This window comes from Halomicrococcus pelagicus (assembly GCF_050954125.1).
On record NZ_JBPBWC010000004.1, the window covers coordinates 67,942 to 84,339 of the forward strand.

The 16,398-nt window shown below is 61.2% G+C and carries 17 protein-coding genes; 10 read left to right on the forward strand and 7 right to left on the reverse strand.

The features are described 5' to 3' along the window. The gene (locus tag ACRYA2_RS10115) at window positions 1-483 is read left to right on the forward strand and encodes a PaaI family thioesterase (RefSeq protein ID WP_433627270.1); all 483 of its coding nucleotides are present in this window, start codon (window positions 1-3) and stop codon (window positions 481-483) included. Between the two features lie 68 nt (window positions 484-551). Here the strand turns inward: ACRYA2_RS10115 and ACRYA2_RS10120 are convergent, their stop codons facing one another. Continuing rightward, window positions 552-1,439 (reverse strand): helix-turn-helix domain-containing protein, encoded by an 888-nt coding sequence (locus ACRYA2_RS10120; RefSeq protein WP_433627273.1) that lies wholly within the window; start codon window positions 1,437-1,439, stop codon window positions 552-554. A gap of 50 nt (window positions 1,440-1,489) precedes the next feature. Between ACRYA2_RS10120 and ACRYA2_RS10125 the strand changes: the two genes are divergently transcribed. From ACRYA2_RS10125 to ACRYA2_RS10155, 7 genes are all read left to right on the forward strand, one after another. Continuing rightward, the gene (locus ACRYA2_RS10125) at window positions 1,490-2,029 is read left to right on the forward strand and encodes a sterol carrier protein (RefSeq protein WP_433627275.1); all 540 of its coding nucleotides are present in this window, start codon (window positions 1,490-1,492) and stop codon (window positions 2,027-2,029) included. Window positions 2,030-2,407: 378 nt separating this feature from the next. Further along, window positions 2,408-3,079: a DUF6230 family protein gene (locus tag ACRYA2_RS10130; protein WP_433627278.1), complete on the forward strand. Its 672-nt coding sequence runs from the start codon at window positions 2,408-2,410 to the stop codon at window positions 3,077-3,079. 52 nt (window positions 3,080-3,131) lie between these two features. Beyond that, a complete protein-coding gene (locus tag ACRYA2_RS10135) occupies window positions 3,132-3,572 on the forward strand; it encodes a DUF6114 domain-containing protein (protein ID WP_433627281.1) in 441 nt (146 codons plus the stop codon). Between the two features lie 197 nt (window positions 3,573-3,769). Continuing rightward, the gene (locus tag ACRYA2_RS10140; protein ID WP_433627283.1) at window positions 3,770-5,551 is read left to right on the forward strand and encodes a hypothetical protein; all 1,782 of its coding nucleotides are present in this window, start codon (window positions 3,770-3,772) and stop codon (window positions 5,549-5,551) included. Next, window positions 5,548-6,099 (forward strand): hypothetical protein, encoded by a 552-nt coding sequence (locus tag ACRYA2_RS10145; protein ID WP_433627286.1) that lies wholly within the window; start codon window positions 5,548-5,550, stop codon window positions 6,097-6,099. The genes ACRYA2_RS10140 and ACRYA2_RS10145 overlap by 4 nt, the downstream gene beginning before the upstream one ends. A gap of 501 nt (window positions 6,100-6,600) precedes the next feature. After that, window positions 6,601-8,157, forward strand: a complete 1,557-nt coding sequence (locus ACRYA2_RS10150) for an aldehyde dehydrogenase family protein (protein WP_433627289.1) — start codon at window positions 6,601-6,603, stop codon at window positions 8,155-8,157. A gap of 37 nt (window positions 8,158-8,194) precedes the next feature. Beyond that, window positions 8,195-9,262, forward strand: a complete 1,068-nt coding sequence (locus ACRYA2_RS10155; RefSeq protein ID WP_433627292.1) for a zinc-dependent alcohol dehydrogenase family protein — start codon at window positions 8,195-8,197, stop codon at window positions 9,260-9,262. A 66-nt stretch (window positions 9,263-9,328) separates the two neighbouring features. On the opposite strand, the gene ACRYA2_RS10160 is transcribed toward ACRYA2_RS10155, so the two are convergent. The 5 genes from ACRYA2_RS10160 to ACRYA2_RS10180 form a co-directional block, all read right to left on the reverse strand. Further along, window positions 9,329-9,643, reverse strand: a complete 315-nt coding sequence (locus ACRYA2_RS10160; RefSeq protein WP_433627294.1) for a 2Fe-2S iron-sulfur cluster-binding protein — start codon at window positions 9,641-9,643, stop codon at window positions 9,329-9,331. Further along, complete coding sequence (locus tag ACRYA2_RS10165; protein WP_433627296.1) at window positions 9,640-9,927, reverse strand: hypothetical protein; 288 nt, start codon at window positions 9,925-9,927, stop codon at window positions 9,640-9,642. The genes ACRYA2_RS10160 and ACRYA2_RS10165 overlap by 4 nt, the downstream gene beginning before the upstream one ends. Further along, the gene (locus tag ACRYA2_RS10170) at window positions 9,927-10,976 is read right to left on the reverse strand and encodes a ferritin family protein (protein ID WP_433627299.1); all 1,050 of its coding nucleotides are present in this window, start codon (window positions 10,974-10,976) and stop codon (window positions 9,927-9,929) included. The genes ACRYA2_RS10165 and ACRYA2_RS10170 overlap by 1 nt, the downstream gene beginning before the upstream one ends. Before the next feature lie 59 nt (window positions 10,977-11,035). Continuing rightward, window positions 11,036-11,734 carry a sterol carrier protein gene (locus ACRYA2_RS10175; RefSeq protein WP_433627302.1) on the reverse strand — a complete coding sequence of 233 codons (699 nt, stop codon included), beginning with the start codon at window positions 11,732-11,734 and terminating at the stop codon, window positions 11,036-11,038. Window positions 11,735-11,900: 166 nt separating this feature from the next. Beyond that, window positions 11,901-13,109, reverse strand: a complete 1,209-nt coding sequence (locus tag ACRYA2_RS10180; protein WP_433627304.1) for an acyl-CoA dehydrogenase family protein — start codon at window positions 13,107-13,109, stop codon at window positions 11,901-11,903. 442 nt (window positions 13,110-13,551) lie between these two features. Here ACRYA2_RS10180 and ACRYA2_RS10185 point away from each other — a divergent pair, with 442 nt between their 5' ends. Continuing rightward, window positions 13,552-14,706, forward strand: coding sequence for an acyl-CoA dehydrogenase family protein (locus tag ACRYA2_RS10185; protein WP_433627776.1), 1,155 nt, complete (start codon window positions 13,552-13,554; stop codon window positions 14,704-14,706). A 227-nt stretch (window positions 14,707-14,933) separates the two neighbouring features. After that, entirely contained in the window at window positions 14,934-15,710 is a 777-nt protein-coding gene (locus ACRYA2_RS10190; RefSeq protein WP_433627306.1) for an SDR family NAD(P)-dependent oxidoreductase, read from the forward strand. 108 nt (window positions 15,711-15,818) lie between these two features. Here ACRYA2_RS10190 and ACRYA2_RS10195 read toward each other — a convergent pair whose 3' ends face one another. Beyond that, entirely contained in the window at window positions 15,819-16,385 is a 567-nt protein-coding gene (locus tag ACRYA2_RS10195) for an SCP2 sterol-binding domain-containing protein (protein WP_433627309.1), read from the reverse strand. Window positions 16,386-16,398: the final 13 nt, after the last annotated feature.

A 16,398-nucleotide genomic window follows, 5' to 3' on the forward strand; every position in this document is an offset into this window, starting at 1 on the left:
ATGTCTCAAAAACGAACCGACGACGCGGCAGAGATCGTCCAACAGTACATCGACGAACGCCACAGCTACCTATCGTGGTTGGGCGCACGAGTGGAGAAAATAGAGCACGGAGAAGTCGTAGTGACCATCCCGTTCGACGAACGACTGACGAACAAGCCACCGAAAGGGGCGGACAGCGACCCTGAGCTGGGACCACAGATACACGGCGGGGTCGCTGCGACGCTGATCGATACGGCGGGCGGCATCGCACTCCGACCGTTTCTCGACGACCCGTTCAGCGGCAAGATAGCGACGGTGAACCTCAACGTTAACTACCTCCGTCCAGCAACCGACGACCTGACCGCAACCGCCGAAGTGATCCGTGCGGGGAGCACCATCGGCGTCTCGACGATCACCGTCGAGAGTGAGCAACCCGGCGGTGATACCCAACCCGTCGCCATCGGCCACGGCGCCTATCGGATGTTTCGGTCTGCCGGCGAGTAGTCTCCGTGCAGTATCGGGGAACGCTGCTTTCGCGCCACGAGCCCACGCGGGAGAACGGACGAAGTGTACTACGGGCTGATTTGTGTGAAAATCTTCGACTCGATTTTCCGGAGGTGTTCGCCGACGGTTCCGCCGGTCAGGTCGAGTTCTCGGGCGATGTCTTCGTGTGTCGCCTGCCGGGGAACGTCGTAGTATCCCACTTCGACGGCTTTGACAAGCGTGTCCTGCTGTCGGGAGGTGAGCTGCGCGAAAAACCGGTCTGCAGTCGGTACGTACTCTCCCGTCTGTTCGAGTTTGATTCTGACGTTTTTCGGCACCGCAGGAATAGCCTCGCGAATGGTGTTTTGCTTCCCGATGAGCCTGACGCTCAGTCCGCCGAGTTTCGTATACACCAACGGCGTGTCGAGTACGAGTTCGTACTCCTGCAGTACCTTCAACAGCTGATAGACCGTCTCGTTCGGGTCGAAGTGGATATAGGCCAACACCTCATCTCCGGTGCAGGTCGTGTTGTGCGTTATCACGTCGGACGAATCATCGAGGATCTCCTCCACACGCGTCGCGTCACCGGAAAGCTGGTACAGGGTGACTATCGTGTCGTCGCTCAGCAGGTTGATGTTGTGGAGGAGCTTCACGCTTACGTCCGTTTCGTTGGCCAACTGTTGTTCCGTCGGGTGTAGGCCTCCCTCGTCCGGGATGAGTACACACTCGACGTATCTCATACTCCAGGTGATTGTGGAAATCCTTATATAGATTTTGGCTAAAAGATGAAACATTCTCGTTCGGGGTGAACGCAAGCGTGGAGGAAGCGAGGTGTCCTTGGACGCGCTCATCCGCTTCCCGTAGCGCCTGCGTTCGTTCGTCAGACAGACGTAGAAGGGGACGTGAGTGAAGGCCGGACCGGCCTCACGGTTCGTCTGCTGTTTTCGTATACGGATCGCTATTAAGGAGTCTTGCATAAGAGGAGGAAAGTATACGCGGTTCCTCCATCGACTATCTGTGTGAAACAATGGCGAACAAAGACTCCACAACTGACTCGCTGATCTTCCCGAGCCAAGCGTGGTTCTCGACGTACGAAGATCGAATCAACGAGGACGATGAGTACGAGGAGATAAGCGAGGGCTGGGGCGTCGGATTCAATGGCGATTTCATCTTCGAACTGACGGAAATGCCCGTCGACGAGATGGATATCGACGCGATGCCCACGTACCTCCAGGAGGAGATCACTACCTACCTACGGGAGACGGACGATAGAGGGTACGTCGGACTCGCGTATCTCGGTCTGGAAGACGGAGAATGCACCGGAACGCGACTCGTCGAGAGCGAGGACGAGGTCGATAACGGATTCCATCTAACGGCGACGACCGAGAAGTGGAAGTCCCTCCTGAAGCAGGAACAGGGAATCATCGACGGGCTAATGAGCGGCGATTTCGAACTCGACGGCGACATGCAGAAAGTCCTTCAGTACTCCGACGCCGCGGTTCGACTGACGGATCTGGCGGGCTCGCTCGACGACGAGTTCGCAGACGAGAAGTTCAGACGGGGGTGAACCGCTTTTCCCATCGCTACTGTCTTTGCGTCGGTAGTGTGTACGAACCGCTAGTGTAGCCGAGTAGCGTCAGTCGTAACGCTCGACTGGTCGCGCGCCCACCCATTGTCGCATCCCGAACCGCAGCCCCAGTGACGGAAATGATTCATAAATAACGCTTCAGTATAACATTTATTTTATAATTTGAATTGATTCTACGTATGATATTCTACATTGGTATAAAGACCCTTGGATAAGGGACCAAAGACTGAGTACTAACAATGATAAAGAAACCTCCCAGGGTCATGGCACAACACACCATGATTCAGCCAGTACCCCGAGCAAGCGGACACACCAGGACACCACACAATGTACAATAGGAAACTATTCGCAAAGAGCATGGGAGCATCGTTTGCAATACTCGCAATCGTCGCGATGGTGATTATCTCGTCGGGTACCGCGTACGCACTACCGGTTGCCGGCGTCGGCGGATTCACTATCAAAGCCGACAAGATCACCGCATCGGATCAGATGCTCTACCCGGGAGTCGAAGACACGAGCGAACAGAAAGCCTACCCGGTGGCGGTCGTCGAACAGAAGAACACCAGAATCGTGAACATGGTGTTGATCAAACAACTGCCGGTCGACGAGGTGCCGATGTTGAACGGGAACGCACGCATCGTTATCTCCTCGAAGAAGGATAAAGTGAGAATAGACGAACAGATACTGAAAGCCAGTAACATTCAAGCGGAGAACGCGACGTTCGGTGGACAGCTAATCGACGACCATCCGAAAGGCTACGAGGACTCGTTCGGCATCAGAAACGGAAAGGAAGTCCAAGCGCAGGGAAAGATGGTTAACATCTCGGGGTCCAAACCGGCGGTCGTTCTCAAGGACGCCGAAATACAGGCCCACTACCTCGCCACGTCCCAAATTTCGCTGCCTGGTCTGCAAATCGACGTCCAGTACGACCCCGACGGTGACGGCAACTACGAACACAAAGCGACCGGAAAGGACGTCGAAGGGGACGACAACAGCAGTAACAGCTCCAGTTCGGGAAACGACAGTTGAAGTGTACGATTAGAAACGCAACCGAGAACTACGATTCAAACACCGAACGACTATGACTCCACAATCCGTCGAAACACGACTACGAACGATACGCAACTCCGTCAGTCGTCCGCGGCTTCCGTTCAAGGAGTACCGCTCGCGCCGACCGTTCCTCGGCGGAGTCCTATTGTGCGTCGCTGGACTCCTCATCGGCTGGGTGCCGCTACAGTTCGCCACTGAGCTCATCTTCGTCGGCGGTTCCTACACCTTCATCGGGCTGTTTTTCGCCGCGGGTGTGTTCCTCAGCGGCGTGTTCACGTTCATGCGCCCGGAGTTTTCGACCCAGCTCGGTATCGTCGGCGTGGCATTCTCGATTCTCTCGCTCTTCGGAGCCTTAGGAGGTCTACTCGTCGGCATGATCATCGGGATAATAGGTAGCAGCCTCTGTATCTCGTGGACTCCGAAGGAGGTCACCGAGGACGAACCGAACACCTCAGACGAATCGACCGAGTGATGAGACAGATACTACGTCGGCTCGGATCTGGCTTGACGAGTGCTCTCCCTGAATCGATCAAAAACGGCCGCTTCGTTCCACGTCGGGACAATGAGCGAACGTTTTGGGACGGCGTCACTGTCGGGACCGAGTCGACCAGCGAATCGGGGCGGACAGCGACGCAGGTCCGCTGTCTCGCGATAGTCGTGCTCCTCGCCGTGAGCACCACGATAGCAACGGTGCCAGCGACACAGGCCCAGGAGAGCGGCGGAGGCGGAGGCGACGACGCTATCACCGTCGAAATCGGCGCAATCGCCCTCCAGTCGGACGGGCGTATCTGTGCGGAGAAGCTGGACGACGGTCGAAACAAGCTCACAATTCAGAATGCGACGCTCAAGGAGTTCACCCTCTACTTCCCCGGAAGAGAGCGAGTACACACGGAGCGGGCACGAGTCGACGGACCCGTCGTACTGTACACAACCGGTGAAAACAGGGAGGTCAACCTACTGAGCGCCGCTAACCAGTGCGTCTCCACCGACCAGCTGAACCCCGGGGTGGTCAACGCTACTCAAGTGAGCAGTTCGTTATTCGCGACGAACTCCTTCGCGTTCGACTCGCTGAATGCCTCGACCACCGTCCCCGAACCGCACGGGTTCGAGTTCGGGGTAACGCCGGAGAACAACTCGACTGCGGAGTCGAATCACACCGTCACGAACGGGACAAACGACGCCCCGGGAGCGACGAATCCGGACTCCATCGACCGACCGCAGAAAGACGCCGAAGACGCCACGAACCGAACGACTGCCCCGGTCGACGATGCGGTGAATCGCACGAAAAACGAAACGACGGCCACCACTCCCGCCGATGCTGGACAGAACGCTACGGAACAAGTACCAGAGAGCGCAGACGACGCCGTGAAACGGGCAAATGGCACCGTCGACCGAACGACAGACCGAGCCACCGACACCGTCGACCGGGTGACGACCCGGACCGACGACGCAACGAATCGTACTAGCGACGGCGTCGACGACACCGTCGAAACGGTCGAAAACACGACGGAGCAGGTGAACGAATCAACAGGAGATGCAACGGACCGGGTAGCAAACGAATCGGACGACGTTACCGACACGGTCGAAGAGACGAAGGGCCGAGCGACGAACCAGACCGACGAGACGACCGAACAGGTAGCCAACCGAACCAACGAGACGGTTGACCGCGTGAAAAATGAAGCTGAAGAATCTGCCGACTCGACCGAGAAGACCGTAGAGCAGGTGACGAACCGGACTGACGACGCAACGAACCGTACCGGCGACGGCGTTGACGACACCGTCGAAACGGTCGAAAATACGACGGAACAGGTGAACGAATCAACGGGAGACGCGACGGAAACGGTAGGGAGCCAGACCGACGACGCGACGAATTGGACAAAGGATACCACCGAGACGGTCGAACGCACGACGAAGCAGACGAAAGAGTCGGTCGAAAGTACGGCACAACAAACGAAGAACGGAACCGACGGCGCCAACGAGACGATCGACGATGCGAAACGGACTACGAGTAGTTCCGTCACAACGGCGACGGAGACCGTCGAGACTACAACCGCGACGGAGACGAACGAAGAGACGCAGTCGGGAGAAAGCGATACCGTCTCGACGACATCGCCGACCGATTCCAGTGACAGCGCCTCTTCGGATGGGACGGTCACCGATGGTGGCACAAACGAGACCAACGTGCAGAAGTCGACCGAAACGACGTCGACCTCGACGACCACTGCGTCGACGTCGTCGAGTACCACTCCCGAGACGGAAAGGGCGACCGACGGTACGACGGCCTCGAACACGTCGCTAGCCCAGACGTCGTCAACCCCCGATACGACCATTCCCACGACCAAGCGCGAGACTCGTTCGTCGAAGTCGGCAGGGACGAACGCCACGAGCACCGGCACCGATTCCGGTGGAACGAACGAAGGGGAGAACACCACGTCGGGGGTGTCGCTGTGAAGTTCGATACCCCCTCCCTCGCCGATTTCGACCTCAGCCTCGGCGTCGACGAAGGTGAGGCGATCGTCGCGGGCGGGCTCGCCGGCGCGGTGCAAGCGGGACTAGTCGTCCAGCTTTGGGACACGTCCTCGATCCACAGAATCGGAGCACTCGTCGGTGCCGACTCGCTCAACGGCGGGTGGCTCGTGCTGCTTGCGCTCGGCGTGCTCTTCGCCGTTCCGTTCGGCGTGTTCGTCTCGGGATCGATAAACACCTTCGTCAACCGCGTGATTATGCTGTCGAGCCAGCGTCCGATGCTCCAGAAGGTGCTCGTCCCGCTACTCAACCGGTCGGCGCTCGCGGTCACGACGAACGCGCTTGGGAACGTCTACGGACTCGGCGTCGGTATCGTCTTCCACTTGGTCCTCATGCCGCTGTGGTTGAGCGTCTTCATGGGGGTTCAAACGCCCGTTCCGTACCTCACCGTTACGGGTCTCGTCGGCGTCCTCGGATGGACCCTCTACGGCGGCGTGCTCGGACTGGTCTACGGCCTCGTCATGGAGGCCTGACCCGCGCCGAACGGAATCGTCCGTTCTCGACGACCGGAACGCCGCCCAACGACACTGCCACACGAACGGGGGCGTTCACAATCAACGCGACTCGAAGTCGTCCGTACTGTTTTCGAGCAATCGCTGATGCCTGAACGGTGACGCCCAGCTTGCCGCAGGGAACTCCGTGGAGTGGTTGCCCCCGTTCCACGTTCGACATCGGGGACTGCGTCCGTTTGGACCGACAGACTCGGGAAATAAAAAAGGGCCCTGTATGAGAGGCGAAACGGTAATCGACGCTGCGGAACCATGTCGAACCGGTGTAAGAGTCAATGTCTCACAGACTACCGAGCGTGAGAGACGGACGGCGAGAGGCGTCGAGCGAATCGTACGTAGACCTCGTCAGCTGGCGGAGAAGGAGGACGGTCGGTCGGATATCCGTCGCAGAATCAGAACGGCGCGACGGTACGCGAGCGCGGTTTCGATCGGCGTGGGGCATAGAATGAATAGCTGATACGTCCAATGATACAACGGAAGTACTACGATGTCGACCGCATCGACGTGAGCGACCCCGTCCGAGAGCGACATCGGAACGCCGCAGCGGACGTCGTGAGCGAGGAGGAGTACGGCCTGCTGATCGGCGGAGATCGCTGCTCGTCCGCGAGCGGCGAGACGATGGCGGCGGTCGACGCGACGACCGGGGAGACGCTGGCGACGTTTCAGAACGGAACCCCCGAAGACGTCGAGCGCGCCGTTACGGCTGCACGAGAAGCGTTCGACGGACAGTGGGGAAACAAATCACCGCAGCAACGTGCGGCGCTCCTGAACGAGGTGGCCGACGAACTCGAAGAACGGAAGACCGAACTTGCACGGCTCGACAGCCTCGAAGTGGGGAAGGCCAACCAGCATTCGCTGTTCGTCGACACGACGATTATGATCGAGCAGTTCCGCCACTTCGCCGCCCTCGCCCGGACGACCGACGAAGGTCGTCTGCCGCCGATGGGTGACGACAAGGTCGGGTACACGCTCAAAGAACCCTACGGCGTCGTCGGCCAGATCAGCGCGTGGAACTTCCCCGCGATGTTCGTCGCCTGGAAGGTAGCTCCCGCGCTCGCGGCGGGGAACACCGTCGTCTACAAACCGTCTTCGCGCGCCGTCCTCTCCACGCTCGAGGCGGCGCAAATCATCGATTCGGTGCTCCCACCAGGGACGATCAACGTCGTCACCGGACCCGGTGGCGACGTGGGCGACGCCATCGCCAGCCACGACGCCGTCCGAAAGGTAGCGCTCACCGGCTCGACTGGCGCCGGACGACACGTCATGGAAAACGCAGCGCAGACGATCAAACCGGTCGCGCTCGAACTCGGCGGGAAGAGTCCGAACGTCGTGTTCCCGGACGCCGACGTCGAGAAGGCGGTCGAAGGGACGCTCATCGGTATCTTCTACAATCAGGGCGAACAGTGCACCGCCGGCTCTCGGCTGTACCTCCACGAGGACATCTACGACGAGTTCCTCGCGGAGTTCGTCGACGCCATCGACGGCCTGACCGTCGGCGACCCGCTCGCTCCGACAACCGATATCGGTCCGCTCGTCGATCACGACCACTTGCGAGACGTGCGGTCGTACATCGAGACGGCGGTGGAGGACGGCGCGAAGGTAGCGTACGGCGGGGAAGAGCCCACTGACTCCGATCTGGACGGTGCACCGTTCGTCGAGCCGACCGTCCTCGTCGACGTCGAGGACGACGATACGGTCGCCTGCGAGGAGATATTCGGCCCGGTGTTGAGCGTGTTCGAGTGGTCCGACCCGGAGCGGCTGGTCCGGCGGGTGAACGACACCAGGTTCGGCCTCGCCGCCGGCGTCTGGACGACCGACCTCGAGACGGCCCACCAGATGGCGAGCGCGATCGAAGCGGGCACCGTGTGGATAAACACCTACAACGACCTGTTCGAACCCGCGCCGTACGGTGGCTACAAGCAGAGCGGCATTGGACGCGAACTCGCCGTCGAGGCACTGGAAGGGTACAGGCAGGTCAAATCGGTCAAGCTCAACTTCGACGAACTTCCGAAGCTGGGGTAGCGGACGTGATTGAAACGCCAGAACGAACCAACCAACCATGAGAGCAGCAGTCTTTCAGGGGCCGAAAGAGCCCCTCGAGATAGAGGACGTCGAGCCGCCGGAGTGCGACGACGCCGGTATCGTCGTCGAAACGGACGCCTGTGGCATCTGCCGGAGCGACTGGCACGCCTGGCAGGGCGACTGGAGCTGGATCGGTATGCGACCGACGCCCGGACTCGTCTTCGGCCACGAACCCGTCGGCACAGTGGTGGAGGTCGGCGACGACGTAGAACGTATCAGGGAAGGCGACCGCGTCACCAACCCGTTCAATCTCAGCGACGGAACGTGCGTCCGCTGTCGGGAGGGACGAGGAAACATATGCGAGCGGTCAGTTCCGATGGGGTTCCTCGATTTCGCGCCGGGTGCGTTCGCCGAACGGTATCCCGTGCGTGAAGCGGACCAGAACGCCGTCGTGCTTCCCGACGGCGTCGACCCGACGGCGGTGGCGAGCCTCGGGTGTCGATTCGCCACCGCGTTCCACGGCGTCGCCCACCGCGTCGACGTCGACCCCGGCGACTGGGTCGCCGTCCACGGATGCGGCGGCGTCGGCCTCTCGGCCATCCACGTCGCCGACGCGCTCGGTGCGAGCGTCGTCGCCGTCGACCTGAATCGGGACTCGCTCGACAAGGCAGTCGAACTCGGCGCCGACGAGACGGTACACGCCGCCGAGGTCGCGGACGTTCCGCAGACAGTCAAGGGAGTCACCGAGCAGAGTCGCGGCGTCGACGTCTCCATCGATGCGCTCGGTATCGCGGAGACCTGCAAAAACTCGGTGAACAGTCTGGGAAAGGGCGGTCAACATCTCCAAATCGGGCTCACCACCACCGACGAGGAGGGAGAGGTTTCGCTCCCAATCGACATCATGGTGACGGACGAACGGGAGTTCTACGGCTCGTACGGCATGCCACCGCAGGAGTACGACGAAATCTTCCGCATGATGGAGCGGGGTAAGCTCGACCCCGGACGGATAGTCTCGGAGACCGTCTCGCTCGAAGACGTTCCGGAGAAGATTGCCACCCTCGGCGACTACGAGACGGTCGGTATCCCGGTTGTCAACGAGTTCTGATTTCGGGTCGGCGTGCTCGCCGCGACTCACCGCAGTTTTGTGGCGTCCCGACGTTCGACCGTGGTGTCACGGCAGGTCGAGGCCGAGTAGCTCCTCCTGGATCTCGTCTCCGGCTCGAAGGCGACAGTCGGCGCGAGGATAGGCGCTACACAGCAACACGTAGCCGTCGGTCCGTTCGTCGCGGTCGAGGGCGGTTCCGTCGCTCTGGTCCACCTCGCCTTCGAGCAGTTCGCCGGTACAGGAGGTGCAGTTTCCGCTTCGGCACGAGTACGGTAGATCGAGGCCCGTCTCGAGGCCCGCATCGAGGATGTACTCGTCGTCGGCGACTTCTATGTCGCGCGTCTCGCCGTCGAGTTCGACCGTAACTGTGTGCGTCGTCATAGCTTCTGCCTGAGCCTGTACAGCTCCAGCGCCTCCAGACGCGGATCGCCGGTGCTTCCGACGTCGTCTTCGAGGGCCGCACCGCTCACCATCTCGTTGAACGAGGTGCTGACGCCCTCCTCTTCGAACGTCGAATCCATGATGTACGCGACGTTGTTCCGGACCTCCTCCTCGCTCTCGTCGAGTTCGTCCGCGGCCTCGGCGATGGCCTCGTCCACCTCCTCGTCGCTCGCGGTGAACGACGCGCCGCGCGCGAGTTCGTGGAGTTCGCGGTCTCTCGCCATCAGCCCTCACCGCCATCCGTCGCGATGCTGCGCTTGCGCCGGTAGTGGGCCTGCTGATCGTCGAGCCTGCTGTCGATGTCCCACTCCCATATCTCATCGTAGCGGTCGCCGACGACGTCCATGACCCTCCGGTAATCGACGTCGCATCCTAGCGTTTCGTTGTACATTCCGTCGATGAGGTTGCTACCGCGCAACAGGACTTGGTCGATGTCGAGTTCGAGCGGGTCGTCCACCGCGTCGGTGAACATGTACCCGAAGTCGGCCATGTACGGGACGTCCTTGTAGAGCGTGTCGACGATGCCTTCCTCGACGCCTTGGAACTTCGGCTCGCCGGCGCGTTCCTTGTCGAGGAGTTCTTTTAGGAGTTCGACGCCGTGGGTGATGTGCCGGCCCTCGTCGGTGCTGATGAACTTGAAGGCGTAGTTCAGCAACGGGAAGTCCGCACGCTCGGGAAACCGACTGATCGCGCCCGCCCCCACCCGCGCGAGGACGCCTTCGACGTTCAGATGGTAGTTCGTCGCGGCCCTGGCGATGTCGACCGGATCGCGGGTCTGGGCGGCCTTCGCGGTCAGGAGTCCCTGACGTTCGAACACCTCGCCGAGCCCCGTCGCCTGCACGATCGGGACGCGCGTTCCCTCGCGCGGATCGAGTTCCGTGTAGTTGTCTCGGTCACACATCACCTCGTTCATGTAGATGTCGATGAACTGGGTGTGCTTGTGCTCGGTGAGCGTGAGCATCGTCATGAACATCTCCTTCTGGGTGTTGCCTTCGAGACAGTCGGCACCCATCACGCGCGAGAGATTCGTCGCAGCATCGCCGGCGACCTCGGTCTCACCGTCGAGGAAGCCCGATAGCAGGTATCGTATCTGGTCCCGCTCTCGCGGTTCGAGCGACTGCCACGACTCCCGATCCCGTTCGAACCCAATCTCCTCGAACAGTTTCTCGACGTTCCAGGTCCCGAGTTCGACGCCCTTCTGATACAGTTCGTACCACTCGTCTTCGGTATCGATTCGCTGACCCGTGTAACCAGGCTTGGGTGACTTTGACATACACGTTACTTCTATCGTCCCCTCACTCGTATCAGGATTGTTCCTGCCATTCTCGGCCATTAAAATAGATACCGGCTCTCCAGCCGCGCGGCGGTATCCCCCAGTTCTTCCGCGGCCTCGTTGTACGGGAGAATCGTCGTGGTCGATCCGTCGAGTTCGAGGCTCTCGGAGAAGATGGACTGCATGACGTCGGTCCCCTCGAGGAGGTCTTTCCAGTGCGCGTACGGACCAGTAAGGCCGAACCCGGAATCGCGCGCCGAGGGATCCTCGAGGACGTCCGTCTCTCGGCACCTACCGTCGTACAGGTCGACGTACGCGTAGATGGTGTCGTCGTGGACGTAGCGCTCGAACTGGTCGAGCAGGTCGTCGAGGTCGGGAGGATACTCTTCCCTGAGATCGGGGAACGTCGTCGCCGGCGTCTCCTCGAGTGACGTCGAGAGCAACGCCCCGACGAGCCGTTCACGCTCGGTGCCCTCGTGTTCGGCCATCCGATCTTCGAGCGCCGCTGGTGCGCCGGCGAGAAGTTCCTCGACGCGTTCGTCGGGGAGGGACCCGACGTTCTCGCGGAGCGGGTCCGTGAGGTCGTCGGGGAGATCCCCGACGGTCGTCTGCTCCACCGGAACTTCGGTGATTTCGAACAGGAAATCGCCGTCGAAGTCGACGCCCCATCCTTCGCTCCCAGTACGGTACGCCTCGTTGGCGTTCAGTGCACGTCGGTACGCCGCGAGCCATTCGCGGGACGGAAACCACTCGGCCATGGACGCACGTGAACGTTCGACGGGGAAGGCAGTTTGCGCTCGGATGCGCGGTCGTTGATATGCCGAACGGTGGCAGGAGCCGCCGGCGGGGAGCGATCCCCCTCCCGATTCCGCGGACCGGCTACGACGGTAGCCGTCTAGTCGAACGGCCTCCGTGACGTAGCCGTCACTTGTAGGCGCTCATCCCGGTCAGTTCCTTGCCGACGATGAGCTTCTGTATCTCGGTCGTTCCGTCGGGGATGGTCGTGACGCGCGCGTCGCGGTAGTAGCGCTCGAGTCGGTTCTCCGTCTTGAGTCCTTCTCCTCCGAAAATCTGAATGGCGTCGTCGGTCACCTCCTTGCTGGTCTCGCTGGTGTAGCCCTTTGCGAGCGAGGAGAACAGTCGCGCGTCGGTGTCGCCCCGTTCGAGCAGTTCAGCCGCCCGACGAGCGAGCTGTCTCGACGTCTCGAGTCCGGCCCGCATGTCGTAGAGCTTCTCCTGGACGAGCTGGTGCTGCGCGATTGGTTTGCCGAACGTCTCGCGGTCGGCCGCGTACGCGACCGCCTCGTCGAACGCGGCCTGCATGATACCCACCGCCATGAAGGACATTCCGGTCCGCATGAACGAGAACGTGGCGTTCAGGGGCTTTTGGTCGAAAAACAGCTGCGTAACGCTCTCCGGAAACGGAACGATCTCGTTCACGTCCTTCCCCGCCATGACGGCGTTGCTAAACATGTTCGACAGACGGTTGTCCGCCGGCACACGCACGTCGTTGAACGTGATTTTCGCGTTCGAGACGCCCTTCCAGCCGAGTTTGTCGATCTCCTCGGTCTCGAACGTAGCGTGCTCACGGTCGACCAGGAACATGTCCTGTGCCTCGGCCGACTCGTCGTGAGCGACGACCAGACACACGTCCGCGTAGTGGGCGTTCCCCACCCAGGTCTTCTGACCGTTGATCACGAACTCGTCGCCGTCTTTGCGTGCGGTCGTTCGCGGGCGGGCAGTGTCGCTCCCCCCGCTCGGTTCGGTCACCGCCAGACTACCGAGGCACTCCCCGGCTTCGAGCTTCGGCATCATCACCTCGCGGGTCCGTTCGGAGGCGAACCGGACGAACAGCGTGGGAAACGACATCAACAGTCCGACGTTCAGGCTGGGCCAGACGCGGCTTATCTCCTCGGACGCGATTGCGAATCGCCACACGTCGCCGAAGAACATCGGCGCGGTCTCGGGGTCGAACCCGATGCCGAGTTCTCGAAGGTCGGCGATGAACTCCATCAGGGTGGAGCGATCCATCGGTCCGTTCCGGTCGAGTTCGTCGACGACCGGATCGACGTTCTCCTGCAGGTAGCGACGGAGTTCGTCCCGGAATGCCGCCTGGTCGTCAGTCAGGTCCATAGTATGCCAGTACTTTCACGGGGTCGAGTATGGCCTTATCTCGCCGGATAACCGGCGATTTAAGTGTCCGTCCTCCACCGCACGACGTGCACGTTCCGCGGTACGTACGGTTCGGACGAACCCGTAGTTCTGGGCCACGAGCGTTGGGGGACGGGCGGCCGTCAGCCCGCTCCGAAGTCGGGGTCGGACGACGCCCGGGGACGGAGTGGCCTCGTTCGAGAGTGGTCACCGACAAGTCCGTGACTTCACCCACGGACAGTTGACTGCCTCGTCTCGTCGACGACGTCTAGCCGTAGCGACGCCCATCTCGGATGCCTTAATGCCCCTTGGATGACCGGAGGTAGAGATAGGGCGCTGTCCGCTGGAATACGTCGTATGGCGACGCAGACTCGTCCAGAAATGTTGCACCGTACCGACGGTCAGGGCCGGTACGATGACTGAGGTGGACCCCCTCACCGAGGACATCGTTCCCGAACACGCACGCGAAGCCAAACGGCAAGCCCGTGCGTTCGCGAACGAACACGTCGCTCCGAACGCCGAACGCTACTACCGAACAGGGGAGTACCCGTGGGACGTCGTCGAAGAGGCCCGAGAGCAGGACCTTATCGGGGCGAACGTCGGCGAAGAGTACGGAGGCCAGGGACTCGACATCTACGAACTGCTGGCGGTCGGCGAGGAACTGTTCCGCGCAGACGCGGGCATCGGACTCACGCTCAGTCTCGCCGCCTTCGGGACGGACATCCTCGAAAAGTACGGCGCGGAGTGGCAGAAAGAGGAGTTCCTCCGGCCGATTCCCGAGGGCAACGCGCTTTCCGGCCTCGCCGTCTCCGAACCCGTATCAGGGAGCGATCTCGTCGGGATGGAGACCACCGCGGAGAAAGACGGCGACGAGTGGGTCATCGACGGCGAGAAGTACTGGATCGGGAACGGCGTCGAGGCGGACTGGGTGACGCTGTACGCGAAGACCGGTGACGACGAGGACAATCGGTACGGTAACTACTCGCTGTTCGTCGTCCCGACCGACGCTCCGGGGTACGAGGCCGAACACGTTCCGGAGAAGATGGCGATGCGCGCATCCAAGCAGGCGGACGTGACGCTCGACGACTGCCGCATCCCCGAAGAGTACCTCATCGGAGCAGAAGGAGCAGGGTTCTACATGCTCGCCGACTTCTTCAACAAGGGACGGGTCGTCGTCGGAGGCCACGGCCTCGGTCTGGCGTCGGCCGCCATCGAAGAGGCGTGGACCTTCGTCCAGGACCGCGAGGCCTTCGACCGAACGATCAGCGACTTCCAGGCAGTCCAGCACGACCTCGCCGACATGCGCATCGAGTTCGAGTCGGCGCGCGCACTCAACTGGCGCGCCGCCGAGAAGGTGGCGAACGACGAGAACAGTGGACTGTGGGCCGCGCTCGCGAAGACGAAGTCGACCGAGGTCGCGACGACGTGCGCGAAGCGGGGAATGCAACTCCACGGCGGCCGGTCGATTTTCACGGACCGCCGTATTGCCAGGGTCTTCCGCGACGCGCGAATCCCCGTCATCTACGAAGGGGCGAACGAGGTCCAGCGGAACCTCATATACGGTCAGTCCAGGTTCTGACTCGTTTCCGTCTGAGACTGACAGACGAATTGCGTACGACGGGGAAAGCAGTTTTGCAGATGTGGCATGACACGACGTAGTCGATCCGCACACCTATTTACCAGCCTGTACGCTGTGCACCGTGTCCGAAGGGGCGATCTCGACAGCGGCGTGCGACCCAATAAACGGCCTCCTATGCGGCGAGAAATGACCTTGTGTTCGTTCTTCCATTATCTACGTGAACACCCATGGATTTCGGACTGGACGACAAGACCGCTCTGGTAACCGGAGGCGGCGGTCGAATCGGGAGCGTCGACTGTGAAGTTCTCGCCGAGGAGGGAGCGGAGATAGTCGTTCTCGACGTGGACCTGGACGCGGCGCAGAACACCGCCGACGAAGTCGAAGCGGTGGGCGCCACGGCGCACGCGGTCGAGTGCGACCTCACCGACCGCACGGACGTCGCGAACACGGTCGCTAGCGTGGAGGAGGAAACCGGCGGTATCGACGTCCTCATCAACAACGCAGGCATGGTCGACGCTCGGTCGCAGCTCAAGGACTTCGAGGACGACCTCTGGGATCGAGACGTTTCCGTGAACCTCGACGGGACGTACAACGTTACGAGGGAGGTGTTCCCGAACATGCTCGAGCGGGAGTGGGGTCGCATCGTCAACATGTCGTCGATCGCCGGGTGGCAGGGTGGCTTCGGCCAGGCCTCGTATGCCGCCACAAAGGCGGCGTTGATTGGATTCGGGAAGACGCTCGCACTCGAAGGAGCACAGAGCGGCGTCACCTGCAACGTAGTCGCGCCGAGTATCGTCGTTGGCGCGTTCGCCGACATGGACGTCGATCAACTGGAGAAGATGGACGAATACTTCGCCCGCATCGCCAAAGCGACCCCGATGCGTCGACTGGGGACCGAAGAGGACGTCGCCAATCTGGTCGCGTTCCTCTGCTCCGAGCAGGCGAACTACATAACGGGGCAAGTTATCGGCGTCACCGGAGGAGTCGACCTGTTCAGCTTCTGAACCGGGCTAAAGACGGTTGACTGCTGGCGAGAGTCATTCACCGTCTCCGGCCAGCTTTCCCTCCTGCATCGAGAAACGCGTCGTATCGGGTTCTCGTCTCTCCGTGGCTCAGCCCGGAACGTTCGACGAGAGCGTGTTCATTATCGGTGCCAGACGCGTGCCTTTCTGGACGGGGCCGTCCATCTCGTACCGCTGTTGCATGAACCCCTGAATCGGGTCGACGTTGCCGGTGATGAGACCGACGAGGACGTCCGCCGGACCGCTGATCTCGAGCGTCGGGTCGTCCACGTGGCCCGCCCCGCCGGCGACCGTCTCCGTCTCCTCGTCCACTTCGAGATGCCCTTTCATCGGACAGTCGTTGGCCGTGAAATTGACGGTGATGTCGTCGTTGATCTCCTCTTTCACTTCCGGAGTTCTCTCGACGAGCACGTTCATTCCGGTCCAGAGCAACGTCTGGAACTGGTCCGCGGTGTCCGGATTGGCGGAGACGAACTCGGCGATGTCCATTGTCTCCATTCTGTTTACGGTTCGTCCGAACACGGCCGGGTGCTCTCGTGCGAACTCCTCCGTCTGTCCTTGGATGTCGTCGAGCAGCGACGGAAGTTCGTCTTCGAGTTCTTCGTCCGATTTATCGATCGACGCTTCGATTCGTTGAATCAGTTCGCCATCAGTCATTGTAGATCACATC

Bases quoted from the DNA above. Each gene is read 5' to 3' on its own strand.
- ACRYA2_RS10115 (WP_433627270.1), top strand. From the start codon at position 1: ATGTCTCAAAAACGAACCGACGACGCGGCAGAGATCGTCCAACAGTAC.
- ACRYA2_RS10120 (WP_433627273.1), bottom strand. From the start codon at position 1,439: ATGCAAGACTCCTTAATAGCGATCCGTATACGAAAACAGCAGACGAAC.
- ACRYA2_RS10125 (WP_433627275.1), top strand. From the start codon at position 1,490: ATGGCGAACAAAGACTCCACAACTGACTCGCTGATCTTCCCGAGCCAA.
- ACRYA2_RS10130 (WP_433627278.1), top strand. From the start codon at position 2,408: ATGGGAGCATCGTTTGCAATACTCGCAATCGTCGCGATGGTGATTATC.
- ACRYA2_RS10135 (WP_433627281.1), top strand. From the start codon at position 3,132: ATGACTCCACAATCCGTCGAAACACGACTACGAACGATACGCAACTCC.
- ACRYA2_RS10150 (WP_433627289.1), top strand. From the start codon at position 6,601: ATGATACAACGGAAGTACTACGATGTCGACCGCATCGACGTGAGCGAC.
- ACRYA2_RS10155 (WP_433627292.1), top strand. From the start codon at position 8,195: ATGAGAGCAGCAGTCTTTCAGGGGCCGAAAGAGCCCCTCGAGATAGAG.
- ACRYA2_RS10160 (WP_433627294.1), bottom strand. From the start codon at position 9,643: ATGACGACGCACACAGTTACGGTCGAACTCGACGGCGAGACGCGCGAC.
- ACRYA2_RS10165 (WP_433627296.1), bottom strand. From the start codon at position 9,927: ATGGCGAGAGACCGCGAACTCCACGAACTCGCGCGCGGCGCGTCGTTC.
- ACRYA2_RS10170 (WP_433627299.1), bottom strand. From the start codon at position 10,976: ATGTCAAAGTCACCCAAGCCTGGTTACACGGGTCAGCGAATCGATACC.
- ACRYA2_RS10175 (WP_433627302.1), bottom strand. From the start codon at position 11,734: ATGGCCGAGTGGTTTCCGTCCCGCGAATGGCTCGCGGCGTACCGACGT.
- ACRYA2_RS10180 (WP_433627304.1), bottom strand. From the start codon at position 13,109: ATGGACCTGACTGACGACCAGGCGGCATTCCGGGACGAACTCCGTCGC.
- ACRYA2_RS10190 (WP_433627306.1), top strand. From the start codon at position 14,934: ATGGATTTCGGACTGGACGACAAGACCGCTCTGGTAACCGGAGGCGGC.
- ACRYA2_RS10195 (WP_433627309.1), bottom strand. From the start codon at position 16,385: ATGACTGATGGCGAACTGATTCAACGAATCGAAGCGTCGATCGATAAA.